This window comes from Pseudomonas sp. MDT2-39-1, assembly GCF_054898085.1.
The window spans coordinates 1,645,752-1,667,798 of record NZ_CM142716.1; the positions used below are offsets into that span (position 1 = coordinate 1,645,752).

Annotated in this window: 16 protein-coding genes and 2 pseudogenes; 14 read left to right on the forward strand and 4 right to left on the reverse strand. The window is 60.2% G+C overall.

What is annotated here, in order from left to right; all coding sequences use genetic code 11:
- Positions 1–121 precede the first annotated feature (121 nt).
- A complete protein-coding gene (locus tag ACYZTM_RS08135) occupies positions 122–1,072 on the reverse strand; it encodes a glucokinase (protein WP_461988038.1) in 951 nt (316 codons plus the stop codon).
- Positions 1,069–2,895: a phosphogluconate dehydratase gene (gene edd, locus ACYZTM_RS08140; protein WP_461988040.1), complete on the reverse strand. Its 1,827-nt coding sequence runs from the start codon at positions 2,893–2,895 to the stop codon at positions 1,069–1,071. The genes ACYZTM_RS08135 and edd overlap by 4 nt, the downstream gene beginning before the upstream one ends.
- A 220-nt stretch (positions 2,896–3,115) precedes the next feature.
- Between edd and gap the strand changes: the two genes are divergently transcribed.
- The 9 genes and pseudogenes from gap (at position 3,116) to ACYZTM_RS08185 (ending at position 13,725) form a co-directional block, all read left to right on the forward strand.
- Entirely contained in the window at positions 3,116–4,117 is a 1,002-nt protein-coding gene (gene gap / locus ACYZTM_RS08145) for a type I glyceraldehyde-3-phosphate dehydrogenase (RefSeq protein ID WP_010457403.1), read from the forward strand.
- 226 nt (positions 4,118–4,343) lie between these two features.
- Positions 4,344–4,862: an RNA polymerase sigma factor gene (locus tag ACYZTM_RS08150; RefSeq protein ID WP_109634254.1), complete on the forward strand. Its 519-nt coding sequence runs from the start codon at positions 4,344–4,346 to the stop codon at positions 4,860–4,862.
- A gap of 195 nt (positions 4,863–5,057) precedes the next feature.
- Positions 5,058–5,966, forward strand: coding sequence for a FecR family protein (locus ACYZTM_RS08155; RefSeq protein ID WP_461988043.1), 909 nt, complete (start codon positions 5,058–5,060; stop codon positions 5,964–5,966).
- 122 nt (positions 5,967–6,088) lie between these two features.
- On the forward strand, positions 6,089–8,653 hold the full coding sequence (locus ACYZTM_RS08160) for a TonB-dependent receptor (protein WP_131059778.1): 2,565 nt from the start codon (positions 6,089–6,091) through the stop codon (positions 8,651–8,653).
- A gap of 115 nt (positions 8,654–8,768) precedes the next feature.
- Positions 8,769–9,371 carry a biliverdin-producing heme oxygenase gene (locus tag ACYZTM_RS08165; protein WP_461988046.1) on the forward strand — a complete coding sequence of 201 codons (603 nt, stop codon included), beginning with the start codon at positions 8,769–8,771 and terminating at the stop codon, positions 9,369–9,371.
- Between the two features lie 116 nt (positions 9,372–9,487).
- Positions 9,488–9,877 carry a YbaN family protein gene (locus tag ACYZTM_RS08170; protein ID WP_461988048.1) on the forward strand — a complete coding sequence of 130 codons (390 nt, stop codon included), beginning with the start codon at positions 9,488–9,490 and terminating at the stop codon, positions 9,875–9,877.
- Between the two features lie 464 nt (positions 9,878–10,341).
- Positions 10,342–11,358, forward strand: a pseudogene (locus ACYZTM_RS08175) (methyl-accepting chemotaxis protein); the annotation flags it as partial.
- 330 nt (positions 11,359–11,688) lie between these two features.
- Positions 11,689–12,216 (forward strand): annotated as a pseudogene (locus ACYZTM_RS08180) (methyl-accepting chemotaxis protein); the annotation flags it as partial.
- Between the two features lie 177 nt (positions 12,217–12,393).
- Entirely contained in the window at positions 12,394–13,725 is a 1,332-nt protein-coding gene (locus ACYZTM_RS08185) for a CoA transferase (RefSeq protein ID WP_461988050.1), read from the forward strand.
- 121 nt (positions 13,726–13,846) lie between these two features.
- Here the strand turns inward: ACYZTM_RS08185 and ACYZTM_RS08190 are convergent, their stop codons facing one another.
- Positions 13,847–14,710, reverse strand: a complete 864-nt coding sequence (locus tag ACYZTM_RS08190) for a DNA-3-methyladenine glycosylase family protein (protein WP_131059783.1) — start codon at positions 14,708–14,710, stop codon at positions 13,847–13,849.
- Positions 14,707–16,134: an arginine-ornithine antiporter gene (gene arcD / locus ACYZTM_RS08195; protein WP_461988053.1), complete on the reverse strand. Its 1,428-nt coding sequence runs from the start codon at positions 16,132–16,134 to the stop codon at positions 14,707–14,709. The genes ACYZTM_RS08190 and arcD (ACYZTM_RS08195) overlap by 4 nt, the downstream gene beginning before the upstream one ends.
- A gap of 429 nt (positions 16,135–16,563) precedes the next feature.
- Here arcD (ACYZTM_RS08195) and arcD (ACYZTM_RS08200) point away from each other — a divergent pair, with 429 nt between their 5' ends.
- The 5 genes from arcD (ACYZTM_RS08200) to ACYZTM_RS08220 all read left to right on the forward strand — a co-directional run bounded on the left by arcD (ACYZTM_RS08200) (position 16,564) and on the right by ACYZTM_RS08220 (position 21,861).
- A complete protein-coding gene (gene arcD / locus ACYZTM_RS08200; RefSeq protein ID WP_461988055.1) occupies positions 16,564–17,991 on the forward strand; it encodes an arginine-ornithine antiporter in 1,428 nt (475 codons plus the stop codon).
- 36 nt (positions 17,992–18,027) lie between these two features.
- Positions 18,028–19,284, forward strand: coding sequence for an arginine deiminase (gene arcA / locus ACYZTM_RS08205; protein WP_131059786.1), 1,257 nt, complete (start codon positions 18,028–18,030; stop codon positions 19,282–19,284).
- Between the two features lie 70 nt (positions 19,285–19,354).
- Entirely contained in the window at positions 19,355–20,365 is a 1,011-nt protein-coding gene (locus ACYZTM_RS08210) for an ornithine carbamoyltransferase (protein ID WP_131059787.1), read from the forward strand.
- Positions 20,366–20,556: 191 nt separating this feature from the next.
- Positions 20,557–21,486: a carbamate kinase gene (gene arcC, locus ACYZTM_RS08215; protein ID WP_461988057.1), complete on the forward strand. Its 930-nt coding sequence runs from the start codon at positions 20,557–20,559 to the stop codon at positions 21,484–21,486.
- Positions 21,487–21,498: 12 nt separating this feature from the next.
- Positions 21,499–21,861 (forward strand): DUF5064 family protein, encoded by a 363-nt coding sequence (locus ACYZTM_RS08220; protein WP_461988059.1) that lies wholly within the window; start codon positions 21,499–21,501, stop codon positions 21,859–21,861.
- Positions 21,862–22,047 lie beyond the last annotated feature (186 nt).

Here is a 22,047-nt window from a genome sequence, read left to right on the forward strand (position 1 = left end):
GCCTGATCGTGCGTAAATCTATGTTGTCTGTTCCGGCCTCTTCGCGGGCAAGCCACGCTCCTACAGGATTTACGCGGACCTTGTAGGAGCGAGGCTTGCCCGCGAATGAGTCGACTCGGTCTTAAGCCTGATCGAGAGCCACACCCGCGCCAACAAGGCCAGAATACGGCGCCGTCACCAGCCACACGGGGATGCCTTTGAAGTAATCGCTCATGCAGCCTTTGTCGACGAAGCATCGGGCGAAACCGCTTTCGACGAAGAAATCGGCAAACCGTGGAATCACCCCGCCGACGATGTACACGCCACCGCGTCCACCTGTGGTCAGCACGTTATTGCCAGCCACACGGCCGAGCCAGCAGCAAAACTGCTCCAGCACTTCCAGCGCAATCGGATCGCCGGCCAGACCGGCAGCGGTAATCGACTCCGGGGTATCGAGCACCGGCTCATGGCCGTCCACCGCACAAATCGCCCGGTAGACCCGAGGCAAACCGCTGCCGCTCAACGCGGTTTCAGCGCTGACATGCCCGATCTCATTGAAGATGTGTTGCCACAGTTGCGTTTCACGCGGGCTGCTCAAGGGCAAATCGACGTGACCGCCCTCCCCCGGCAATGCGGCGAAACGGCCTTCGCCCAGGTCCAGCAACGTGCCAACACCCAGGCCTGTGCCCGGACCGATCACCACGGCAGGGCGCAACGGTTCCGGCGTGCCTTCGCAGACCACCCGAAACTCGTCCGGCTGCAAACGGGTCATGCCCAGCGCCATCGCCGAGAAATCATTGACCAGCAACAATTGTTCGACCTGCAAGGTCTTGCAGAAACCCTTGCGGCTGAGCCGCCAGTGGTTGTTGGTGAACTTGAATTCGTCACCGCTCACCGGGCCGGCCACCGACAGGCACACCGAGCCGATCGAACCCAACGCCAGGCCAAGCCCGCTCAGGTAGAGGGCAATCGCCTCTTCCGGGCTGGCGTGGTCGGCTGTTGCCAGCACCTGGATCGCTTCCAGCTGCTGGTTTTTCCACAACGCGAAACGTGCGTTGGTCCCACCGATGTCACCGACCAAAGCCAGTTTCAATTAAGCGTCTCCAGGGCAGAAGTAAAGGCGCTGGCGCCCTGCTCTGCGGAGCTGAAGGCCATGCGCATGAAACCAAACAGTTCGCGCCCGCTGCCAATGTTATTGCCCAACAAGCCCTTGGCCGGGGTGCGCGCTGCGAATTCTTCGGCGTCCACCTTAAGCTCCAGGGTGCCTTTGACGCCATCGACGCGGATGATATCGCCCTCTTGCACCCGCGCAAGAGCGCCGCCGACATAAGCTTCGGGACTGACATGAATCGCCGCCGGGATTTTCCCCGACGCGCCGGACATGCGCCCGTCAGTCACCAGCGCCACTTTGAAGCCGCGATCCTGCAGCACGCCGAGGAACGGCGTCATCTTGTGCAGTTCCGGCATGCCATTGGAACGCGGACCCTGGAAGCGCATCACCGCAACAAAATCCTTCTCCAGCAAACCGGCCTTGAACGCATCGGCCAAATCCTGCTGATCCTGGAACACCATCGCCGGCGCTTCGACGATCTGGTTTTCCAAAGCGACGGCGGAGACTTTCATCACACCGCGACCGAGATTGCCTTCCATTACGCGCAGTCCGCCTTCTGGCGAAAACGCACGCGAAACCGGGCGCAGGATGGTTTCATCGAGGCTGTCGGTCACGCCTTCGCGCCAGACCAGTTCGCCGTTATCGAGGAACGGTTCCTGGGTGTAACGGCTCAGGCCATGGCCGAGCACGGTGTTGACGTTTTCGTGCAGCAAGCCGGCTTCCAGCAGTTCGCGGATCAGGAACGACATGCCGCCCGCCGCCTGGAAGTGGTTGATGTCGGCTTTGCCGTTCGGGTAGACGTGGCTCAGGGTCGGCACGACTTCGGAGAGGTCGGCCATGTCCTGCCAGGTCAGTTGAATACCGGCAGCCATCGCGATGGCCGGCATGTGCAGGGTGTGGTTGGTCGAGCCGCCAGTCGCGTTCAGCGCCACGATAGAGTTGACCAGCGAACGCTCATCGACGATTTCACCGATCGGCATGAAGTTGCCATTTTGCTTGGTCAGGCGCGTGACCTGATGCGCCGCTTCGCGGGTCAGGGCATCGCGCAGCGGGGTGTTCGGGTTGACGAAAGAAGAGCCCGGCAAGTGCAGACCCATGACTTCCATCAGCAGCTGGTTGGTGTTGGCGGTGCCGTAAAAAGTGCAGGTGCCGGGGCTGTGGTAGGAATTCATTTCCGATTCCAGCAGCTCCTCGCGGCTGGCCTTGCCTTCGGCATAGCGCTGGCGCACATCGGCTTTCTGCTTGTTGGAAATGCCGGAGACCATCGGTCCACCCGGTACGAAGATCATCGGCAGATGACCGAAGCGCAACGCGCCCATCATCAGGCCCGGCACGATCTTGTCGCAGATGCCGAGCATCAGCGCGCCATCGAACATGTTGTGGGAAAGTGCCACGGCGGTGGACAGCGCGATCACTTCGCGGCTTGGCAGGCTCAGTTCCATGCCCGGCTCGCCCTGGGTCACCCCATCGCACATCGCAGGAGTGCCGCCGGCGAACTGGCCGACAGAGCCGATCTCGCGCAGGGCTTTTTTGATCTGTTCAGGGAAGACTTCGTACGGCTGATGCGCCGAGAGCATGTCGTTATATGACGAAACAATCGCAATGTTGGCGGAGTTCATCATCCGCAGGCTGTTCTTGTCTTCGGTGCCGCAACCGGCCACACCGTGGGCGAAGTTGGCGCATTGCAGCTTGCCGCGCATCGGACCGTCGCTGGCTGCACCGCGAATGAGCGCAAGGTAAGCCTCGCGGGTTGCACGGCTGCGGGCGATAAGCCGTTCGGTGACCTCAATTACGCGGGGATGCATGTGTAGAACTCCAGGCTAACGGATGTGGCGACCTGATTGTCTATGCTGAGCAAGCGCCGGTGTCGATGGGATGACAGACGGTTTTCTTGATCGGTCGGACCAGTTGATTCAGGTCACTCGTTGTAGATTGAACAAAATATTGCCATTAAAAAGGCTTGTTTTCTATTTTTATGCGAATAATCTTGTAATTCCAACAACAAAACGACGGCGACCCTGTTAAATGACTCTTCGAATCGCAATCAATGGTTTTGGCCGAATTGGCCGTAACGTCCTCCGCGCACTGTATACCCAAGGCTATCGCCAAGACTTGCAGATCGTTGCCATCAATGACCTGGGCGACAGCGCGATGAACGCTCATCTGCTCAAGTACGACACTGTTCACGGCACGTTCGACGCCGATGTCCAGCACGATCAGGAAAGCCTGACCGTCAACGGCGACCGTATCGCCGTCAGCGCCATTCGCAACCCGGCCGAGCTACCCTGGGCCGCGGAAAAGATTGATGTCGTGTTCGAATGCACCGGTCTGTTCACCGACCGTGCCAAAGCCGCCGCGCATATTACGGCCGGCGCGCGCAAAGTGATTATTTCGGCCCCAGCCAAAGGCGCCGACGCCACCGTGGTTTACGGGGTTAACCACGACATTCTGCGCCAATCGCACCAGATCATTTCCAACGCGTCGTGCACCACCAACTGCCTGGCCCCGGTGGCTCAAGTGCTGCACCGCGAACTGGGGATCGAAAGCGGTCTGATGACCACGATCCACGCCTACACCAACGACCAGAACCTGACCGACGTCTACCACACCGACCCGTACCGCGCCCGCTCGGCCACCCAGAACATGATCCCGAGCAAGACCGGCGCCGCTGAAGCGGTCGGCCTGGTGCTACCGGAACTGGCAGGCAAACTGACCGGCATGGCGGTGCGTGTTCCGGTGATCAATGTGTCGCTGGTGGACCTGACCGTGCAGCTCAAGCGCGAAGCGTCGGCCGATGAAGTGAACGCGCTGCTCAAAGAAGCCAGCCAGCATTCGAAAATTCTCGGCTACAACACCCTGCCGCTGGTCTCCAGCGACTTCAACCACAACCCGCTGTCATCGATCTTCGACGCCAACCACACCAAGTCCAGCGGCAAGCTGCTCAAGGTACTGGCCTGGTACGACAACGAGTGGGGCTTCTCCAACCGCATGCTCGATAACTGCCTGGCGCTGTGCAACGCAGAGTGACCCGAGACCGTGTGGCACATTCCCTGTGGGAGCGAGCTTGCTCGCGATGAGGGCGTTTCAGTCGACGTTGATGTTTGCTGATACACCGCTATCGTCGGAACGCCGCCCGGAGCAAGCTCGCTCCCACAGGGTTTGATGTGCATTACAGGTAACTCACAAATCAGCACTTGACCACTCGAGCGGATGATAAGCATTATCATTCGCTCGAAATGGATCAGGTTCTCCCGTGAGTCAATCTCGCTTCAATCACGTCTTCATCGCCCAGCGAGTTTCTCTGCTGCGCACGCTGGAGCGGATGGTCAACAATCACAGCACCGCCGAGGACCTCTTACAGGAGACCTACCTGCGAGTGACCCGGGCGCTCAGTGAACGGGCCATCGATCACCTTGAACCCTTCGTTTTCCAGACCGCCCGCAACCTGGCGCTGGACCATTTGCGCGCGCGGCGCATTCAGTCGCGCACGATGCTCGACGACGTGCCACTGGACGTGGTGGAAAGCGTTGCCGCCCCCGCCAGCAGTGCCGAGGATGCTGCCCATGCCGAACAATTGCTGGAGCGTTTGAACGTGAGCCTCAGTGAACTCAGCCATCGGCAGCAGCAGATTTTCATCCTCAGCCGGCTGCACGGGCACAGTTATCTGGAGATCGCCGAAAAGCTCAACGTCTCTTTGAGTACCGTGCAGAAAGAACTGAAGCTGATCATGGCGATCTGCATCGGCGTTGCCGAACGGTTAAACGGCGATTGAGTCTGTAGGTTTACTCTCTACCTGCCGGGATCGACTGCGCTGACCCTCGGGCTTTGCTAACCTTGCCCACTTTCAAGCTTCACTCATAAAACAGCCGTGCACAGACACTGCCGAGGAAACACCGTGACGGACACGCTTTCAGTGCCTCCCCCCGCCCCCCCTCCGCCCTCCCCGGCGCAGGATGCCGCAAGCGCGATGGACCAGGCTCTGGACTGGCTGATCGTGCTGGGCAGTCCGAGCGAGGAACAGACCCGACAGTTTCATGACTGGCTGGCCGCCGATCCGTTGCATGCCCAAGCGTTCACCAAGGCTCAGGCGATCTGGGATGGTCCGCAAGTGGTGCAATGCGCAAAAAGCCTGGCCGCCCGGCCGACGAAAGTGACGGTCCTGTCGCGCCTGCGTCCGCACTGGAAACCGCTCGCCACGGCTGCCGTGCTGATCCTCGGTTTGTTCAGTTTCAGCAACCTGCCGATGCGCCTCCAGGCCGATCACTTGACCGTGGTCGGTGAACGCCAGCGCCTGCAACTGGAGGACGGCTCGAAAGTCCTGCTCAATACCAACTCGGCGTTTTCCAGCACCATCAACGATCAACAGCGCGTGGCCCGGCTGTATCAGGGCGAGGCTTTTTTCGAGGTGCCGGCCAATCGCGGCCAGCCACTGGAAATCGATGCCGGACCGGTCAAGGCCAGCGTGCGCGATACCGCGTTTGCCGTGCGCTATCTGGATGGCGTGGCACAGGTTCGGGTGCAGCGTGGCGATGTCGATCTGCGGGCCACCCGCGACGATGCCCGGGTGCGACTGTCTGCCGGCGAAAGCATCCGCATCGGCCCCAACGGTTTCGACCGCCCGGCCAAGCTCGATGCTGCCACGGACCTGGCGTGGGTCCAGGGCCGACTGGTGTTCGAGAACTGCCCGCTGAGCCAGGTGCTGGCGGAACTGCGCCGTTATTATCCGGGCTGGATCATCAACAACAACGAGCAGCTGGCCGACGTCGCCGTGACCGGCAATTACCGGCTCGACCAACCGCTGGACGTGGTCCGCTCCCTGGCTCACATCACCTCGGCACGCCTTCAGGAATTCCCCGCTATGGTGATCTTGAACTAAATGAGAATTATTTTTACTCGATAGCTGAAGCTCGTTCGTCTCGTTATAGCCAATGCAATTGATTCGCATCTCGACATGCCAATCAGCACCTATAAAGATTCGTGCGACACGGAGCGCTATCGATGTCCTCTCGCCATACCCGCCAGTCCTCTTTACCTTCCCGCGTGTTGTCGCTGCTGACGGCCGCCATCCTGATGGCCGGCAGCGCACCGCTGATGGCCGCCACTGCCGCCGGGCAGCCGACCCGCAACATGGGCGATTACTCGTTTGCCATCCCGCAGCAGTCGCTGGTCTCGGCACTGAATGCCTTTACGGCGGTGACAGGCTGGCAAGTCGGCTTGCCCGCCGAACTGGCGGACGGTGTGGCCTCGCCGGGTGTGCGCGGTTCGTTGCCGCCGGAAAAAGCCCTCGATCGCCTGTTGGTGGGGACCAACCTGAGCTATCGCAAACTGGGCAGTAACAACATCGTGCTGGAAAAGCGCAGCAACAGTAACGCGCTCAACCTGGATCAGGTGACCATCAGCGCCACCCGTAATGAACAGGACGTGAGCAGCGTGCCGAGCACGGTAACGGTCCAGACCCGCGAAGACCTGGACCGCAACAACGTCAATAACATCAAGGATCTGGTGCGCTACGAACCGGGCGTATCGGTGGGCGGCGCGGGCCAGCGTTCGGGTCTCACGGGTTACAACATCCGCGGCATCGACGGTGACCGCGTCCTGACCCAGATCGACGGCGTGCAAGTGCCCGACAGTTTCTTCAACGGCCCCTACGCCCAGACCAACCGCAACTACGTCGACCCCGAGATCGTCAAACGCGTGGAAATCCTGCGTGGCCCGGCGTCGGTGCTTTACGGCAGCAACGCCATCGGCGGCGCGGTCAGCTACTACACGCTGGACCCGGACGACATCATCAAACCGGGCAAGGACGTCGGCGCACGTCTGAAAACCGGTTACAGCTCGGCGGATGACAGCTGGCTGACCTCCGGCACGGTCGCCGGTCGCACCGGCGACTTCGACGGCTTGCTGCACCTGAGCCAACGCAACGGTCATGAAACCGAATCCTACGGCGAAACCGGCGGCATCGGCCTGAACCGCACCGAAGCCAACCCCGAGGACGTGCGCACCACCAACGTGCTGGCCAAACTGGGCTGGGACTATGCCGCCGACGCACGCTTCGGCCTGACCTACGAGCACTACAAGGACGACCGCGACACCAATCAATTGAGCGCAGTCGGCGGCCCGTTCAACGCGGGACGCGGTTTCGGCTTCTATAAATCCCGCACCGGCAACGACACGGTCACCCGCGAACGCTTCGGCCTGGAGCACAGCTTTGGCCTGGACAGTCTGCTGGCCGACAACATCAAGTGGTCGCTGAACTACCAGATCGCCAAGACCGACCAGAGCACCGAAGAAATCTACGCGCCGTCGCGTACCGTGTTGCGTAACCGTGATACCAATTACAAGGATCGCCAATGGGTGTTCGATGCCCAGGCTGACAAGTCGTTCGCCATCGCCGACACCGATCACCTTGTCACCTATGGCACCACCATCAAGCAGGACAAAGTCACCGGCCTGCGTACCGGCAGCGGCACTTGCCTGACGGTGGCCGGTGCTTGCCGGGTCATCGGTGCGCCGAGTGCCGCCGACACCCTGAAACCGGCCAGCGACTTCCCGGACCCGACCATCAACAGCTACAGCCTGTTCGCCCAGGATCAGATCAGCTGGGGCAACTGGACCTTCCTGCCCGGCGCGCGCTACGACTACACCGAACTCAAGCCGCACATCACCGACGAGTTCCTGGCCACCGCCGACCAGAGCGGCAACGGCGTGGTGAGCGACAGCACTAAAACCTGGCATCGTCTGTCGCCAAAATTCGGCACCACTTACAGCTTCAACGACAACTACACCTGGTACGGCCAATACGCCGAAGGCTTCCGCACGCCGACCGCCAAGGCTTTGTATGGTCGTTTCGAAAACCTGGCGGGCGGCTATCAGGTCGCGCCCAATCCGGACCTGGAACCGGAAAAGAGCAAGAGCTATGAAACCGGCCTGCGCGGTCAATTCGACGCAGGCACGTTCGATGTGGCGGTGTTCTACAACAAATACCGCGACTTTATCGACGAGAACGCCATCACCCCCGGCTACACCGAAACCACATTCCAGAGCAATAACATTGCCCACGCCACCATCAAAGGCGTGGAGCTCAAGGGTCGCCTGAACCTCGACAGTTTCGGCGCCCCGACCGGCCTCTATACCCAAGGCTCGGTGGCCTACCTCTACGGCCGCAACGATGACAACGGTCAGCCGCTGAACAGCATCAACCCGTTGACCGGCGTGTTCGGCCTCGGCTACGACCAGGATAACTACGGCGCGCTGTTGAGCTGGACCCTGGTCAAACGCAAGACCCGCGTCGACAGCACCAGCTTCAAAACCCCGGACGGCACCAGCACCCAGTTCAAGACACCGGGTTATGGCGTGCTCGACCTGGCCGGTTTCTACAAGGTGACCGACGACGTGACCGTCAACGCCGGCCTGTACAACCTGACCAACAAGAAATACTGGCAGTGGGATGACGTGCGCGGTTACGACAGCGTCGGCGAGGCCTCGGTGACGCAACCGGCCAACCTCGATCGCCTGACCCAACCGGGCCGCAACTTCGCGATCAATCTGGTCTGGGATATCTGACCCTGATCACTTCACTGCGCCGCTTTTATAGAAGTGGTGCAGTGAGGTTTTTTTACTGTCCTGCACCTTCTAATTCGTCTCGTTACCAAGCGCCTCTTTTTCTCAAGGATTTCTCATGACCACTCAGGACACTGCTCAACGCCCTGCTCTGCGTTCGCAACGCTTGAACCAGATCACCAACGAGCCTCACACCAAACTCGATGCCTTGGTAAAAGCTCACGCCCCGTTCGAAACCCAGGCCAATTTCGCCCGTTTCGTGGTGGCGCAGTATCTGTTCCAGTCGGAACTGGTGTCGCTGTACAACGATGCCGAGCTGACGGGTGTGATCCCGGACTTGTCGGCGCGTTGCCGGGCCGAAGCGGCCAAGGCTGACCTGGCGGATCTGGACACTGAAGTGCCGGCACCGGTGGCTGGCGCGGTGAGTAACCCGAGCAAAGCCGAAGCGCTGGGTTGGCTGTTCGTTTCCGAAGGTTCGAAGCTCGGCGCAGCGTTCCTGATCAAGCGTGCTGTCGGTCTGGGCCTGAGCGAAACGTTTGGCGCCCGCCACCTCGGCGAACCGGCCGGCGGCCGCGCAGAAGGCTGGAAAAGCTTCGTCAAAACCCTGGACTCGTTGGCGTTCAGCGCTCAGGAAGAAGCTGAAATCGAGCAAGCGGCTGTCGATGCATTCAACCGCTTCACCGTGTTGCTGGAACAGGCTTACACCACAGAACTCGCCTGACATGCTTTTCGTAGGAGCGAGGCTTGCCCGCGAAGAACGATAACGCGGTCTGTCTGAAAATCCGCGGCGCTTTCTTCGCGGGCAAGCCTCGCTCCTACAAATCAACCGTAGACCCTATGAGCCACACTTCAACACTCGTCCGCCTCCTCTTCGGCCTGCTGGCCTATGTCAGCCTGGGCATCGGTCTGATCGCCATCGTCATCCCCGGCCTGCCGACCACCGAGTTCATCCTGCTCGCCGCCTGGGCCGCGACCAAGAGTTCGCCGCGCCTGAGTGCCTGGCTGGAAAACCATCGGCTGTTCGGGCCGATCCTCTGCAACTGGCGCAACGGCAAAATCATCGCGCGTCGAGCCAAGGTCAGTGCCACCGTGAGCATGCTGCTGTGTGCCGGGTTGATGCTGGTGATGCTCGATCATGGCTGGCCGATCTACCTGGCCATTGCGGGCATGAGCCTGGGTAATCTGTGGATCTGGTCGCGACCGGAATCACTGTCGCGACCCTCCTGATTCCAACACGATTTTTCCCCGTTTTAATCCGCTTTGCGGCAAATTTTCCCGCGCAAACGTTTAACCATGACCGTTCGTCGGAGCCACCATCATGCATCCTCGCCCCACGCCGATGTGCAGTGAATGGCGCTGAATGGATTTGGCGAACCGGGTCGACCTCGACTCACAGCCAACACTTCATCCCTTCGCGAGTTCGCCCTATGTTCGACTCTCTCTCCATCCGCCTGAAAATCGTCTTGCTGTCCGGCCTGTGCCTGCTGGGCGTGGTCGTGCTGATCGTCAGCATGAACTTCCACCAGACCAATCAGAACGATGAACTGGTCAGCGCCGCCAGCAGCAAGATGCTCACCGCCAGCGTGCAGGACCTGCTTGAGGCCAAGGCCGCCGAACAAGCGGTGCGGGTGCAGAAGACCTTCGGTGAAAGTTTGCTGGTGGTAACTGCCCTGGCGGACCAGATCAAGGACATGCGCACCCTGGCCGCCAAGCGCTCGCTTGAGGCCGGTGTCCTGCGTGAAGAGCTGAACCAGAGCCTGAAAACCGCTTTCGAGCGCAACAGCAAGGTGCTAGGGATCTGGCTGGCGTTCGAGCCCAATGGCCTCGACGGCAAGGACAGCGAGTTCACCAATGACGCGGCTCGCCAGTCCAACGAAGCCGGTCGTTTCGCCAGTTACTGGAGCCGCGCCGGTGGTGCCGGGATCAACACGGTCATGGTCGAAGACGACATGACCAAAACCACCTTGAGCCTCAGCGGTACGCCTTACAACAGCTGGTACACCTGCCCTCGCGACAGCAAGCGCACTTGCTTGCTGGACCCGTATGCCGACACCGTCGGCGGCAAGGAAATGCTGATGACCACCATTTCCGTACCGCTTCTGGTGGACGGTAAATCCATCGGCGTGGTCGGTGTCGACATCGCGCTCGACGCTCTGCAGGCAGCCGCTGTCGATTCCCAGCGTGATCTGTTCAACAACGCCGGGCACATGCTGATCGTCTCCGGCAGCGGCGTGCTCGCCGGTTACAGCGTTGACGCGAGCAAGGTCGGCAAAAGCATCGGCGACACGCTGGGCGCGGATGGCAAGGAAGTCCTGCAATTGCTCAGCGGCGGCGCACCGAAGATTCTCGAACAAGGCGACTTGATCCGTGCGGTGTACCCGGTCAGTCCGATTGCCGACTCCAAAGCCTGGGGCGTAGTGATCGACCTGCCCAAACACGTGCTGCTGGCCGATTCGGTCAAACTGCAAGCGGTACTCGATGAAGCCCAGCAAAGCGGCACGATCAAAGCGGTGCTGGTGGCTGTCGCGGCCGGCCTGGTCGGTCTTTTGCTGATCTGGCTCACCGCCTCGGGCGTGACCCGGCCGATCAACAGCGTTGCCGAAATGCTCAAGGCAATTGCCAGCGGCGACGGCGACCTGACGCAGCGTCTGCACTACAGCAAGAAGGACGAACTGGGTGAACTGGTCAGCTGGTTCAACCGTTTCCTCGACAAGCTGCAACCGACCATCGCGCAGATCAAACAAAGCATCACCGACGCCCGTGGCACCGCCGACCAGTCTTCGGAAATCGCCCGTCAGACCAGCGAAGGCATGCAGGTGCAGTTCCGCGAAATCGACCAGGTCGCCACCGCCTCCAACGAAATGAGCGCCACCGCCCACGACGTCGCCAACAGCGCGTCAAATGCCGCCAATGCCGCTAAAGGTGCCGATCAATCGGCTCGCGACGGCATGTCGATCATCGAACGCAGCACCCGCGACATCAATCAACTGGCCGACGAAGTCAGCAAGGCCGTGACCGAAGTCGAAGCGCTGGCGGTCAACAGCGAGCAAATCGGCTCGGTACTGGAAGTGATCCGCAGCATCGCCGAACAGACCAATCTGCTGGCCCTCAACGCGGCCATCGAAGCCGCACGTGCCGGCGAGAGCGGTCGTGGTTTTGCGGTGGTGGCCGATGAAGTGCGCAACCTGGCCAAACGCACTCAGGATTCGGTGGAAGAAATCCGCATCGTGATCGAGCGCATCCAGACCGGCACCCGCGGCGTGGTCGCCACCATGCATTCGAGCCAGACCCAGGCCCACAGCAACGCCGGGCAGATCCAGCAAGCGGTGCAGGCGTTGAGCAAAATCAGCGACGCGGTCACCGTGATCAGCGACATGAACCTGCAAATCGCCAGCGCTGCCGAACAGCAAAGCGCGGTGGCCGAAGAGGTCAACCGCAACGTCTCGGCGATCCGTACCGTCACCGAAACCCTGACCGGCCAGGCCACCGAATCGGCGCAGATCAGCAGCCAACTCAACTCCCTGACCACCCACCAGATGAAATTGATGGATCAGTTCCGGGTGTAACTGACACACCGCAACCCCCCTGTGGGAGCGGGCTTGCTCGCGAAAGCGGTGTATCAGTCAACATTGATATTGAAGCTGATGGCCCCTTCGCGAGCAAGCCCGCTCCCACAGGGGGATTTTCATCCGGGCGGGCAGTGTTTTGATCTATGCTCGGGCTCTCGCTCCGGAGGGCCTTCGATGACTGGTTTACTCACGTCCATTCAAGCCGCACTCGGCTTACCTCACACGCCGATTCCTTTTACGTCGAGCGGCGCCCTGCCCTCGGCGTTTGCCGTGACTGACCTGGCCTGCGCCAGCATCGCCGCTGCCGGCCAGGCAGTCAGCGAATGGTTGCAGCAACACACCGGTCGTTTACCCAGCCTTGAAGTCGACCGCCGCCTGGCCTCTTTCTGGTTCGCCACCTCAATTCGCCCTGTGGGCTGGAGCGTGCCACCGCTGTGGGACCCGGTGGCCGGTGACTACGCGACCCAGGACGGCTGGATCCGTTTGCACACCAACGCACCGCATCACCGCGCCGCCGCCGAAAGCGTGCTCGGCGCCTGTGCCGACCGTGCGGCGATGGCGAGCAAGGTTGCGCAATGGGCTAAAACCGATCTGGAACAGGCCGTGATCGAGGCCGGTGGGTGCGCCGCCGAGATGCGTAACTGGGCGCAATGGCAGGCGCATCCCCAAGGATTGGCGGTGACCGCCGAACCGTTGATTCAGTTCAGCACCGCCCCCCCTCAACAGCCAAAATCGTGGAAAGGTTCAGTGGCGCAACCGCTGGCCGGGATCAAGGTGCTGGACCTCACGCGCGTGCTCGCTGGCCCCGTTGCCAGCCGTTTTCTCGCCGGCCTCGGTGCCGCTGTTTTACGCATCGACCCGCCGACCTGGAACGAACCCGGTGTGGTACCGGAAGTCACGTTGGGCAAACGTTGTGCGCGGCTTGACCTGCACAACAACGAAGATCGCGCCGTGTTCGAAAGCCTGCTCAAGGACGCCGATATCGTGCTCCACGGCTACCGCTCCGATGCGCTGGAAAAGTTGGGTTACGGTGTCGCCGAGCGCCAAAAACTGGCGCCGGGCCTGATTGACGTGTGCCTCAACGCCTACGGTTGGAGCGGCCCGTGGCAGAACCGCCGCGGCTTCGACAGCCTGGTGCAGATGAGCAGCGGGATTGCCGACGCGGGGATGCAGTGGAAGAAAACGGACAAGCCGACACCGCTGCCGGTTCAGGCGCTTGATCATGCGACCGGGTATTTGATGGCGGCTGCGGCGATCATGTTGTTGGGGCGTGGTGGGTCGGCCCGGTTGTCGTTGGCGCGCACGGCGAAGTTGTTGATTGAACAAGGTGCCGAGACGGAAGAAGCGCTTCGGGCAGAAGATGAAAACGATCAAGGGATAGTGGTTGAGCAGACGCCTTGGGGGCCGGCGCATCGGCTTCATGTGCCGCTGAAAATCACCGGGACGCCGTTGCAGTGGGCGCTTCCGGCCTCGGAACTGGGTTCGCATCGCGCGCAGTGGTGGTGACTGTCAAATCGCTATCGCGAGCAGGCTCACTCCTACAGGTTCCGTGATCGACACCGATCCAATGTGGGAGCGGGCTTGCTCGCGAAGAGGCCCGAAAAGTCACTGAAAATCTTGGATCGAGTCAGTCAAGTCGATTCAGCGATGTCCACAAATGCTGCGCCGCATACCCTCGCCAAGGTCGCCAAGCCTCAGCCCGCCTCAACAAATCCCGCGCGGTCACCGGCCCACCCTCCAGCGCCGCCAGCGCATTGATCAACCCCACATCGCCACTCGGAAACGCATCCATCTCCCGCAACTGGCGCAACGCAATGTACTGCGCCGTCCAGTCGCCAATCCCGTGCAACGCCAGCAACCGCGCCACGCCGCCCTCCCGTCCCGGCTCAAACAGCAAGGGATCATCCAGCAGCGCCTGAGCCACGCCGGACAAGGTACGCCCACGACTTTTCGGCATCCCCAACGTCGCCAGATCCGCTACCGCCAACACCGCTGCATCAGGAAACACATGAGTCAATTCCGGCATCGGCGGCTGCAAGGGCTGCCCATACTGCGCCACCAGTTTCCCCGCCAGCTTGATCGCCGCGCCCACGGTAATCTGTTGGCCGAGCACCGCTCGAATCGCCAACTCCAACCCATCCCACGCGCCCGGCACCCGCAGCCCTGGACGTTCGGCCATCAACCGTTCCATCAACGGATCACCCGCCAACTGCCGATGGATCGCAGGCAAATCCGCATCCAGGTCAAACATCCGCCGCAGACGCGTGACGATCTGCGGCACGGCCGTCGGATCAGGAAAATCCAGCGTCACTTCCAGCGCATCGCCCGCCACCGGCCTGATCGAAAACCTGCCGTGTACACCGTTCAACCCGATGCTGCGCGAGTAAACGCCATCGACCACTGTTTCCATTCCGGCCACAGCCCGCGCCGACAAAAAACCCAGCATCGCCGGCCAGTCATAAGGTGGTTGATACGCCAGCAACAACCTCACAACGACAGTAACCCGCTGTACAACCCGTAGGCCGCCAGCCCTGCGCCGCTGATGACGCAGGTGAAAATTCCTTTCTCGATATGAGTAAACAAAGGTTTCCCTTGTTCGTGTTTTGCCTTGGCAAACAAGATCACCCCCGGCGCGTACAACAGCGCCGACAGCAGCAAGTACTTCACCCCTCCCGCATACAACAACCACACCGCGTAACCCAGGGCGATGCCGCCGATCATCAGGTCCTTGGTCCGCTCGGCCGACGCGTGCTCGTAGGTTTCGCCGCGTCCGCTCAACAGCACCGCGTACGCTGCCGACCACAGATACGGCACCAGAATCATCGACGACGCGAGGTAGATCAGGCTGGTGTACGTCCCGGCGGAAAACAGCGTGATCAACAGGAAAATCTGAATCATCACGTTGGTCAGCCACAACGCATTGACCGGCACTTGGTTGGCGTTTTCCTTGGTCAGGAAGGCTGGCATAGTTTTGTCTTTGGCCGTGGCGAAGAGGATTTCAGCGCAGAGCAGCGCCCAGGACAACAACGCACCGAGCAGCGAAATCGCCAGGCCGATGCTGATCAGCAACGCGCCCCAAGGGCCGACGATGTGCTCCAGCACCGCCGCCAGCGACGGGTTCTGCAAGGTGGCCAATTCGGGCTGGCTCATGATCCCCAGGGACAACACGTTCACCAGCACCAGCAAGGCCAACACGCCGAGAAAACCGATGACCGTCGCCCGACCGACGTCCGAGCGTTTCGCCGCTCGCGCCGAGTACACACTGGCGCCTTCAATGCCGATGAACACGAATACGGTGACCAGCATCATGTTGCGCACCTGGTCCATAACGCCGCCAAAATTCGGGTTGCTACGGCCCCAGATGTCACGGGTGAAGATGTCTGCCTTGAAGCCCACTGCGGCGATCACGATGAACATGATCAGCGGCACGATCTTGGCCACGGTGGTCAGCTGGTTGATGAAGGTCGCCTCCTTGATCCCGCGCATCACCAGAAAATGCACGGCCCACAGCAGCACCGAGGCGCAGCCGATGGCGATCGGCGTGTTGCCCTGGCCGAACACCGGAAAGAAATAACCGAGGGTGCTGAACAGCAACACGAAATAACCGACGTTGCCCAGCCAGGCGCTGATCCAGTAGCCCCAGGCCGATGAGAATCCCATGTAATCGCCGAACCCGGCCTTGGCGTAGGCGTACACCCCGGAGTCCAGTTCAGGTTTGCGATTGGCCAGGGTCTGGAACACGAAGGCCAGGGTCAGCATGCCCACAGCGGTGATCGCCCAACCAATCAAGATCGCCCCGGCATCGGCACGCGCTGCCATGTTTTGCGGCAAGGAAAAAATCCCGCCGCCGATCATCGATCCCACCACCAGAGCAATCAGCGCACTCAGGTGAAGTTTTTGCGTCGGTTGCGACATCCTGCATCCCCTTTTTCACCGCATCGCCACAGATGGATAACTTTAACTAAATGGATAACGGGTTATACCGTCTATTAAATAACGGCGAATAACGTCTTTTATTTGTAGCCGATGATTCTATGGCAATCGGTGTATAACAGTTTTGTATGTCAATCCTGATAAATCAATTCTGTACTGAAAACAGATGGCGAAAATTTGCGAAATCCTGAAAACGGACTAGCTTAAAAACCCCATGCACTATGCGTTATACCTGCTTGATCTGGCCGAGGCCTCTGGGCAGGGCTTTTCCGGCGATACCGTTATGCCCGGGAAAGATTCATAAGTCTTTCATTAACAATGGAATGTGCCTATGCACTGATCTAAGTCAGCTGATTGAATAGCTAACAGAATTAATCTGTTGTCTCTCTTCTCCTGCATTGGAGTCATGCAATGTCTGAATCCCCCGGAAAACTAAAGCTGGGCGCACTGGTTGCGTTGGTTGTCGGCTCAATGATTGGTGGCGGGATTTTTTCCCTGCCGCAGAATATGGCCGCCAGTGCCGACGTCGGTGCCGTGCTGATCGGTTGGGCCATTACCGCCGTCGGCATGCTGACCCTGGCTTTCGTCTTCCAGACACTCGCTAACCGAAAACCTGACCTGGACGGCGGTGTCTACGCCTACGCCAAGGCCGGGTTCGGCGACTACATGGGTTTCTCGTCCGCCTGGGGTTACTGGATCAGTGCCTGGCTGGGCAACGTCGGTTACTTCGTGTTGCTGTTCAGCACCCTCGGCTACTTCTTTCCGATCTTCGGCGAAGGCAACACCGTGGCTGCCGTTATTGGTGCATCGGTGCTGCTCTGGGGTGTGCACTTCCTCGTGCTGCGGGGGATCAAGGAAGCGGCGTTCATCAACCTGGTGACCACCGTCGCCAAGATCGTGCCGCTGGTGCTGTTTGTGCTGATCGCGATTTTTGCGTTCAAACTGGACATCTTCACCGCTGACATCTGGGGTGTGAAAAACCCGGACCTGGGCAGCGTGATGAACCAGGTGCGCAACATGATGCTGGTCACCGTCTGGGTGTTCATCGGCATCGAAGGCGCGAGCATCTTCTCGGCCCGCGCAGAAAAACGCAGCGACGTGGGTAAGGCCACGGTGATCGGTTTCATCACCGTTCTGCTGTTCCTGGTGCTGGTGAATGTGCTGTCGCTGGGCATCATGACCCAACCGGAACTGGCCAAACTGCAGAACCCGTCGATGGCGGCGGTGCTGGAACACGTGGTCGGTCACTGGGGCGCGGTGCTGATCAGCGTCGGCCTGATCATTTCCCTGCTCGGCGCGTTGCTGTCGTGGGTGTTGCTGTGTGCGGAGATCATGTTTGCCGCCGCCAAGGACCACACCATGCCGGCCTTCCTGCGCAAGGAGAACGCCAACCATGTGCCGGTCAACGCCTTGTGGCTGACCAACGCGATGGTGCAGCTGTTCCTGATCATCACCCTGTTTTCGGCCAGCACTTATCTGTCGCTGATCTACCTCGCCACCTCGATGATTCTGGTGCCGTACCTGTGGTCAGCGGCTTACGCCCTGCTGTTGGCGGTGCGCGGCGAAAGCTATGAAAACGCAGCGGCCGAACGCAGCAAAGACCTGTTCATCGGCGCCGTCGCGTTGATTTACGCGATCTGGCTGATCTATGCCGGCGGCATCAAATACCTGCTGCTCTCTGCCCTGCTCTATGCCCCCGGCGCGATCCTGTTCGCCAAGGCCAAGCTTGAAGTCAACAAACCGGTTTTCACCAACGTCGAGAAGCTGATTTTCACCGCAGTCGTCGCGGGCGCCCTGGTGGCGGCTTACGGACTGTATGACGGCTTCCTGACCCTGTAACACACGACTTGTTTTGTCATCTGGAGGATCACAGTAATGTCCACGGAAAAAGTTAAGTACGGCGTACATTCCGAAGCCGGCAAACTGCGCAAAGTCTTGGTTTGCTCCCCCGGCCTGGCCCATCAGCGGCTGACCCCGAACAACTGCGACGAACTGCTTTTCGACGATGTGCTATGGGTCGCCCAAGCCAAGCGTGACCATTTCGATTTCGTCACCAAAATGCGCGAACGCGGGATCGACGTGCTGGAAATGCACAACCTGCTGACTGACATCGTCGCCATCCCCGAAGCGCTCGACTGGATTCTGGACCGCAAGGTCACCGCCAACTCGGTCGGCCTCGGTCTGATTAACGAAGTGGGTTCGTGGTTGCGCAGCCTGGAGCCGCGCCATATCGCCGAGTTCCTGATTGGCGGCGTTTCCGCTGACGACTTGCCGGACAGCTTCGGCGGCAAGACCATTCAGATGTTCCGCGACTTCCTCGGCCACTCCAGCTTCATTCTGCCGCCGCTGCCCAACACCCAGTTCACCCGCGACACCACTTGCTGGATCTACGGTGGCGTGACGCTGAACCCGATGTACTGGCCGGCGCGCCGCCAGGAAACCCTGCTGGCCACTGCCATTTATAAATTCCACCCACAGTTCACCAACGCCGACTTCGAAATCTGGTACGGCGACCCGGACCAGGAACACGGCAGCTCCACCCTTGAAGGCGGCGACGTGATGCCGATCGGCAACGGTGTGGTGTTGATCGGCATGGGCGAACGCTCATCCCGCCAAGCCATCGGCCAACTGGCGGTGAACCTGTTCAAGAACAAAGCTGTCGAGAAAGTCATCGTCGCCGGCCTGCCGAAATCCCGCGCGGCGATGCACCTGGACACGGTGTTCAGCTTCTGCGACCGAGACCTGGTCACGATCTTCCCGGAAGTGGTGAACCAGATCGTCGCCTTCACCCTGCGCCCTGATGAAGGCAAGCCGGGCGGCATCGACATTCGCCGCGAAGAAACCAGCTTCCTCGACACCGTGGCCAAAGCCCTCAATCTCAAGGCGCTGCGCGTGGTGGAAACGGGCGGCAACAGCTTCGCCGCCGAGCGCGAGCAATGGGACGACGGCAACAACGTGGTGGCCGTGGAGCCGGGGGTGGTGATCGGTTATGACCGCAACACCTACACCAACACCCTGCTGCGCAAGGCCGGTATCGAAGTCATCACCATCAGCGCCGGAGAACTGGGGCGCGGCCGTGGCGGCGGCCATTGCATGACCTGCCCGATCATTCGCGACCCTATCGACTATTAATTCTTATGCCCTGCTTCGCGCTCATAAAGCGTGAAGCAGGCGGATAACCGAAACCAAAGGAGATCCAATCATGGCTTTCAATATGCGCAACCGCAGCCTGCTCTCGCTGATGCACCACACGACTCGCGAGCTGAATTACCTGCTGGACCTGTCCCGCGACCTCAAGCGCGCCAAATACACCGGCACCGAGCGTCCGCACCTGAAAGGCAAAAACATCGCGCTGATCTTCGAAAAAACCTCGACTCGCACCCGTTGCGCCTTCGAAGTCGCGGCCCATGACCAGGGCGCCCACGTCACCTACATCGACCCGGTGTCATCGCAGATCGGCCACAAGGAAAGCATGAAAGACACCGCCCGCGTGCTGGGGCGGATGTTCGACGCCATCGAGTACAGGGGCTTCGAACAGGAAATCGTCGAGGAGCTGGCCAAGTTCGCCGGTGTGCCGGTGTTCAACGGTTTGACCGCTGAATTCCACCCGACGCAAATGATCGCCGACACCCTGACCATGCGTGAGCACAGCGACAAGCCGCTGCACGACATCAGCTACGCCTACCTCGGCGACGCGCGCTACAACATGGGCAACTCGCTGCTGATGATCGGCGCCAAACTCGGCATGGACGTGCGCATCGCCGCACCCAAAGCTTTGTGGCCGCACGCTGATTTCATCGCTCAGTGCAAAGCCTTCGCCGAAGAAAGTGGCGCGCGCATCACCATCACCGAAGACCCGAAAGAAGCGGTCAAGGGCGTGGACTTCATCCACACCGACATCTGGGTGTCGATGGGTGAGCCGGTGGAAGCGTGGGACGAGCGCATCGAGCAGTTGCTGCCGTACCAGGTCAACGCCGACATGATGAAAGCCTCTGGCAATCCACGCGTGAAGTTCATGCACTGCCTGCCGGCGTTCCACAACAGCGAAACCAAGGTCGGCAAAGACATCGCCGCACGCTACCCGAACCTGGCCAACGGCGTCGAGGTGACTGAAGAAGTCTTCGAATCGCCGGCCAACATCGCCTTCGAGCAAGCGGAAAACCGCATGCACACCATCAAGGCGATCCTGGTGTCGGCGTTGGCGGATATCTAAGGCCCGACTTCGCTCCTGCTGACGAAACACGGTCAAGGTGGGAGCGGGCTTGCTCGCGAAAGTGGTGTAACAGGCAACATTGATATCGACTGACACACCGCTTTCGCGAGCAAGCCCGCTCCCACACTTGATCCGGTTTCGACAGGGAGGCCGAGTCGCTCGCAATTTCTCTGCTTTAGAAGGACTGCATTATGCGTATCGTCGTTGCTCTGGGTGGTAACGCCCTGCTCCGCCGTGGTGAACCCATGACTGCGGACAATCAACGCGCCAACATCCGGATCGCCACCGAACAGATCGCCAAGATTTATGCCGGCAACGAATTGGTGATTGCCCACGGTAATGGCCCGCAGGTCGGCCTGCTGTCGCTGCAAGCCGCCGCCTACACCTCGGTTTCACCTTATCCGCTGGATGTGCTCGGTGCCGAAACCGAAGGCATGATCGGCTACATCATTGAACAGGAACTGGGCAATCTGCTCGACTTCGAAGTGCCCTTCGCGACCCTGCTGACCCAGGTTGAAGTCGACGCCAACGACCCGGCCTTCCAGAACCCCACCAAACCCATCGGCCCGGTCTACGCCAAGGCCGAAGCGGAAAAACTCGCCGCCGAGAAAGGCTGGGCGATTGCTCCGGACGGCGACAAATACCGTCGCGTGGTGGCCAGTCCAAGACCGAAACGTATCTTTGAAATCCGTCCGATCAAGTGGCTGCTGGAAAAAGGCAGCATCGTGATTTGTGCGGGCGGCGGTGGCATTCCGACCATGTACGGTGCCCACGGCAAGCTGCAAGGTGTGGAAGCGGTGATCGACAAGGACCTTTGCTCGGCGCTGCTGGCCGAACAGCTTGAAAGCGATCTGCTGGTGATCGCCACCGACGTCAACGCAGCGTTCATCGATTACGGCAAACCGACCCAGAAAGCCATCGCCCAGGCCCACCCCGACGACATGGAAAAACTCGGCTTTGCGGCCGGCTCCATGGGACCGAAGGTCCAGGCCGCCTGCGAGTTCGCCCGCCATACTGGAAAAACCGCGGTGATCGGTTCACTCTCGGACATCGAAGCGATCGTCCAGGGCACGGCCGGCACCCGCATCAGCACGGCGACACCTGGCATAACTTACTGGTAAGGAGAAACGTCAATGGCAACGTTTGAGCCCGGTCACTTGCACATCGAGCGCCACGCGCTGACCCCGGATGATGTCAACTACAACGTGCACCTCGACTATGAGGTCAGCCAGAACGACAAAGGGGAAAAAGGCATCCAGTTCACCATGCATGGCAGCATTCAGGGCAAGGACATGTCAGAGCCCTTCTTCCTGCCCAAGGAGGAGGCCTACAACTTCGCCAACAACGTAACAAAGATCGCCGAGAAGTACGGAATCCCGAAGACACATAGCCAGATCGGCTCGATTCACAAGCATTACGATTTAATGTTTGAAGACATCCGGAAGCAGTTGGATATGAAATCCGGGGACCCGATAAACCTCGAGAACTTCGAGTAACTCTATTCCCTGGATGAACGCTGTACCTGTGGGAGCGAGCCTGCTCGCGATGGCGGAGTATCAGTCGACATTGATGGTGACTGATACTCCGCCATCGCCGGCAAGCCGGTCTCGCTCCTACATTGAGTTCGGTGTCGTCCTGAAGACCTGCGCAGGATTTCACCATTCGCTCGCCCCAAGGCATAC

What these genes read in the sequence shown, in the direction of transcription:
- edd (WP_461988040.1), bottom strand. Translation starts at nt 2,895, where the DNA reads ATGCATCCCCGCGTAATTGAGGTCACCGAACGGCTTATCGCCCGCAGC.
- gap (WP_010457403.1), top strand. Translation starts at nt 3,116, where the DNA reads ATGACTCTTCGAATCGCAATCAATGGTTTTGGCCGAATTGGCCGTAAC.
- ACYZTM_RS08155 (WP_461988043.1), top strand. Translation starts at nt 5,058, where the DNA reads ATGGACCAGGCTCTGGACTGGCTGATCGTGCTGGGCAGTCCGAGCGAG.
- ACYZTM_RS08160 (WP_131059778.1), top strand. Translation starts at nt 6,089, where the DNA reads ATGTCCTCTCGCCATACCCGCCAGTCCTCTTTACCTTCCCGCGTGTTG.
- ACYZTM_RS08165 (WP_461988046.1), top strand. Translation starts at nt 8,769, where the DNA reads ATGACCACTCAGGACACTGCTCAACGCCCTGCTCTGCGTTCGCAACGC.
- ACYZTM_RS08170 (WP_461988048.1), top strand. Translation starts at nt 9,488, where the DNA reads ATGAGCCACACTTCAACACTCGTCCGCCTCCTCTTCGGCCTGCTGGCC.
- ACYZTM_RS08185 (WP_461988050.1), top strand. Translation starts at nt 12,394, where the DNA reads ATGACTGGTTTACTCACGTCCATTCAAGCCGCACTCGGCTTACCTCAC.
- arcD (WP_461988053.1), bottom strand. Translation starts at nt 16,134, where the DNA reads ATGTCGCAACCGACGCAAAAACTTCACCTGAGTGCGCTGATTGCTCTG.
- arcD (WP_461988055.1), top strand. Translation starts at nt 16,564, where the DNA reads ATGTCTGAATCCCCCGGAAAACTAAAGCTGGGCGCACTGGTTGCGTTG.
- arcA (WP_131059786.1), top strand. Translation starts at nt 18,028, where the DNA reads ATGTCCACGGAAAAAGTTAAGTACGGCGTACATTCCGAAGCCGGCAAA.
- ACYZTM_RS08210 (WP_131059787.1), top strand. Translation starts at nt 19,355, where the DNA reads ATGGCTTTCAATATGCGCAACCGCAGCCTGCTCTCGCTGATGCACCAC.
- arcC (WP_461988057.1), top strand. Translation starts at nt 20,557, where the DNA reads ATGCGTATCGTCGTTGCTCTGGGTGGTAACGCCCTGCTCCGCCGTGGT.
- ACYZTM_RS08220 (WP_461988059.1), top strand. Translation starts at nt 21,499, where the DNA reads ATGGCAACGTTTGAGCCCGGTCACTTGCACATCGAGCGCCACGCGCTG.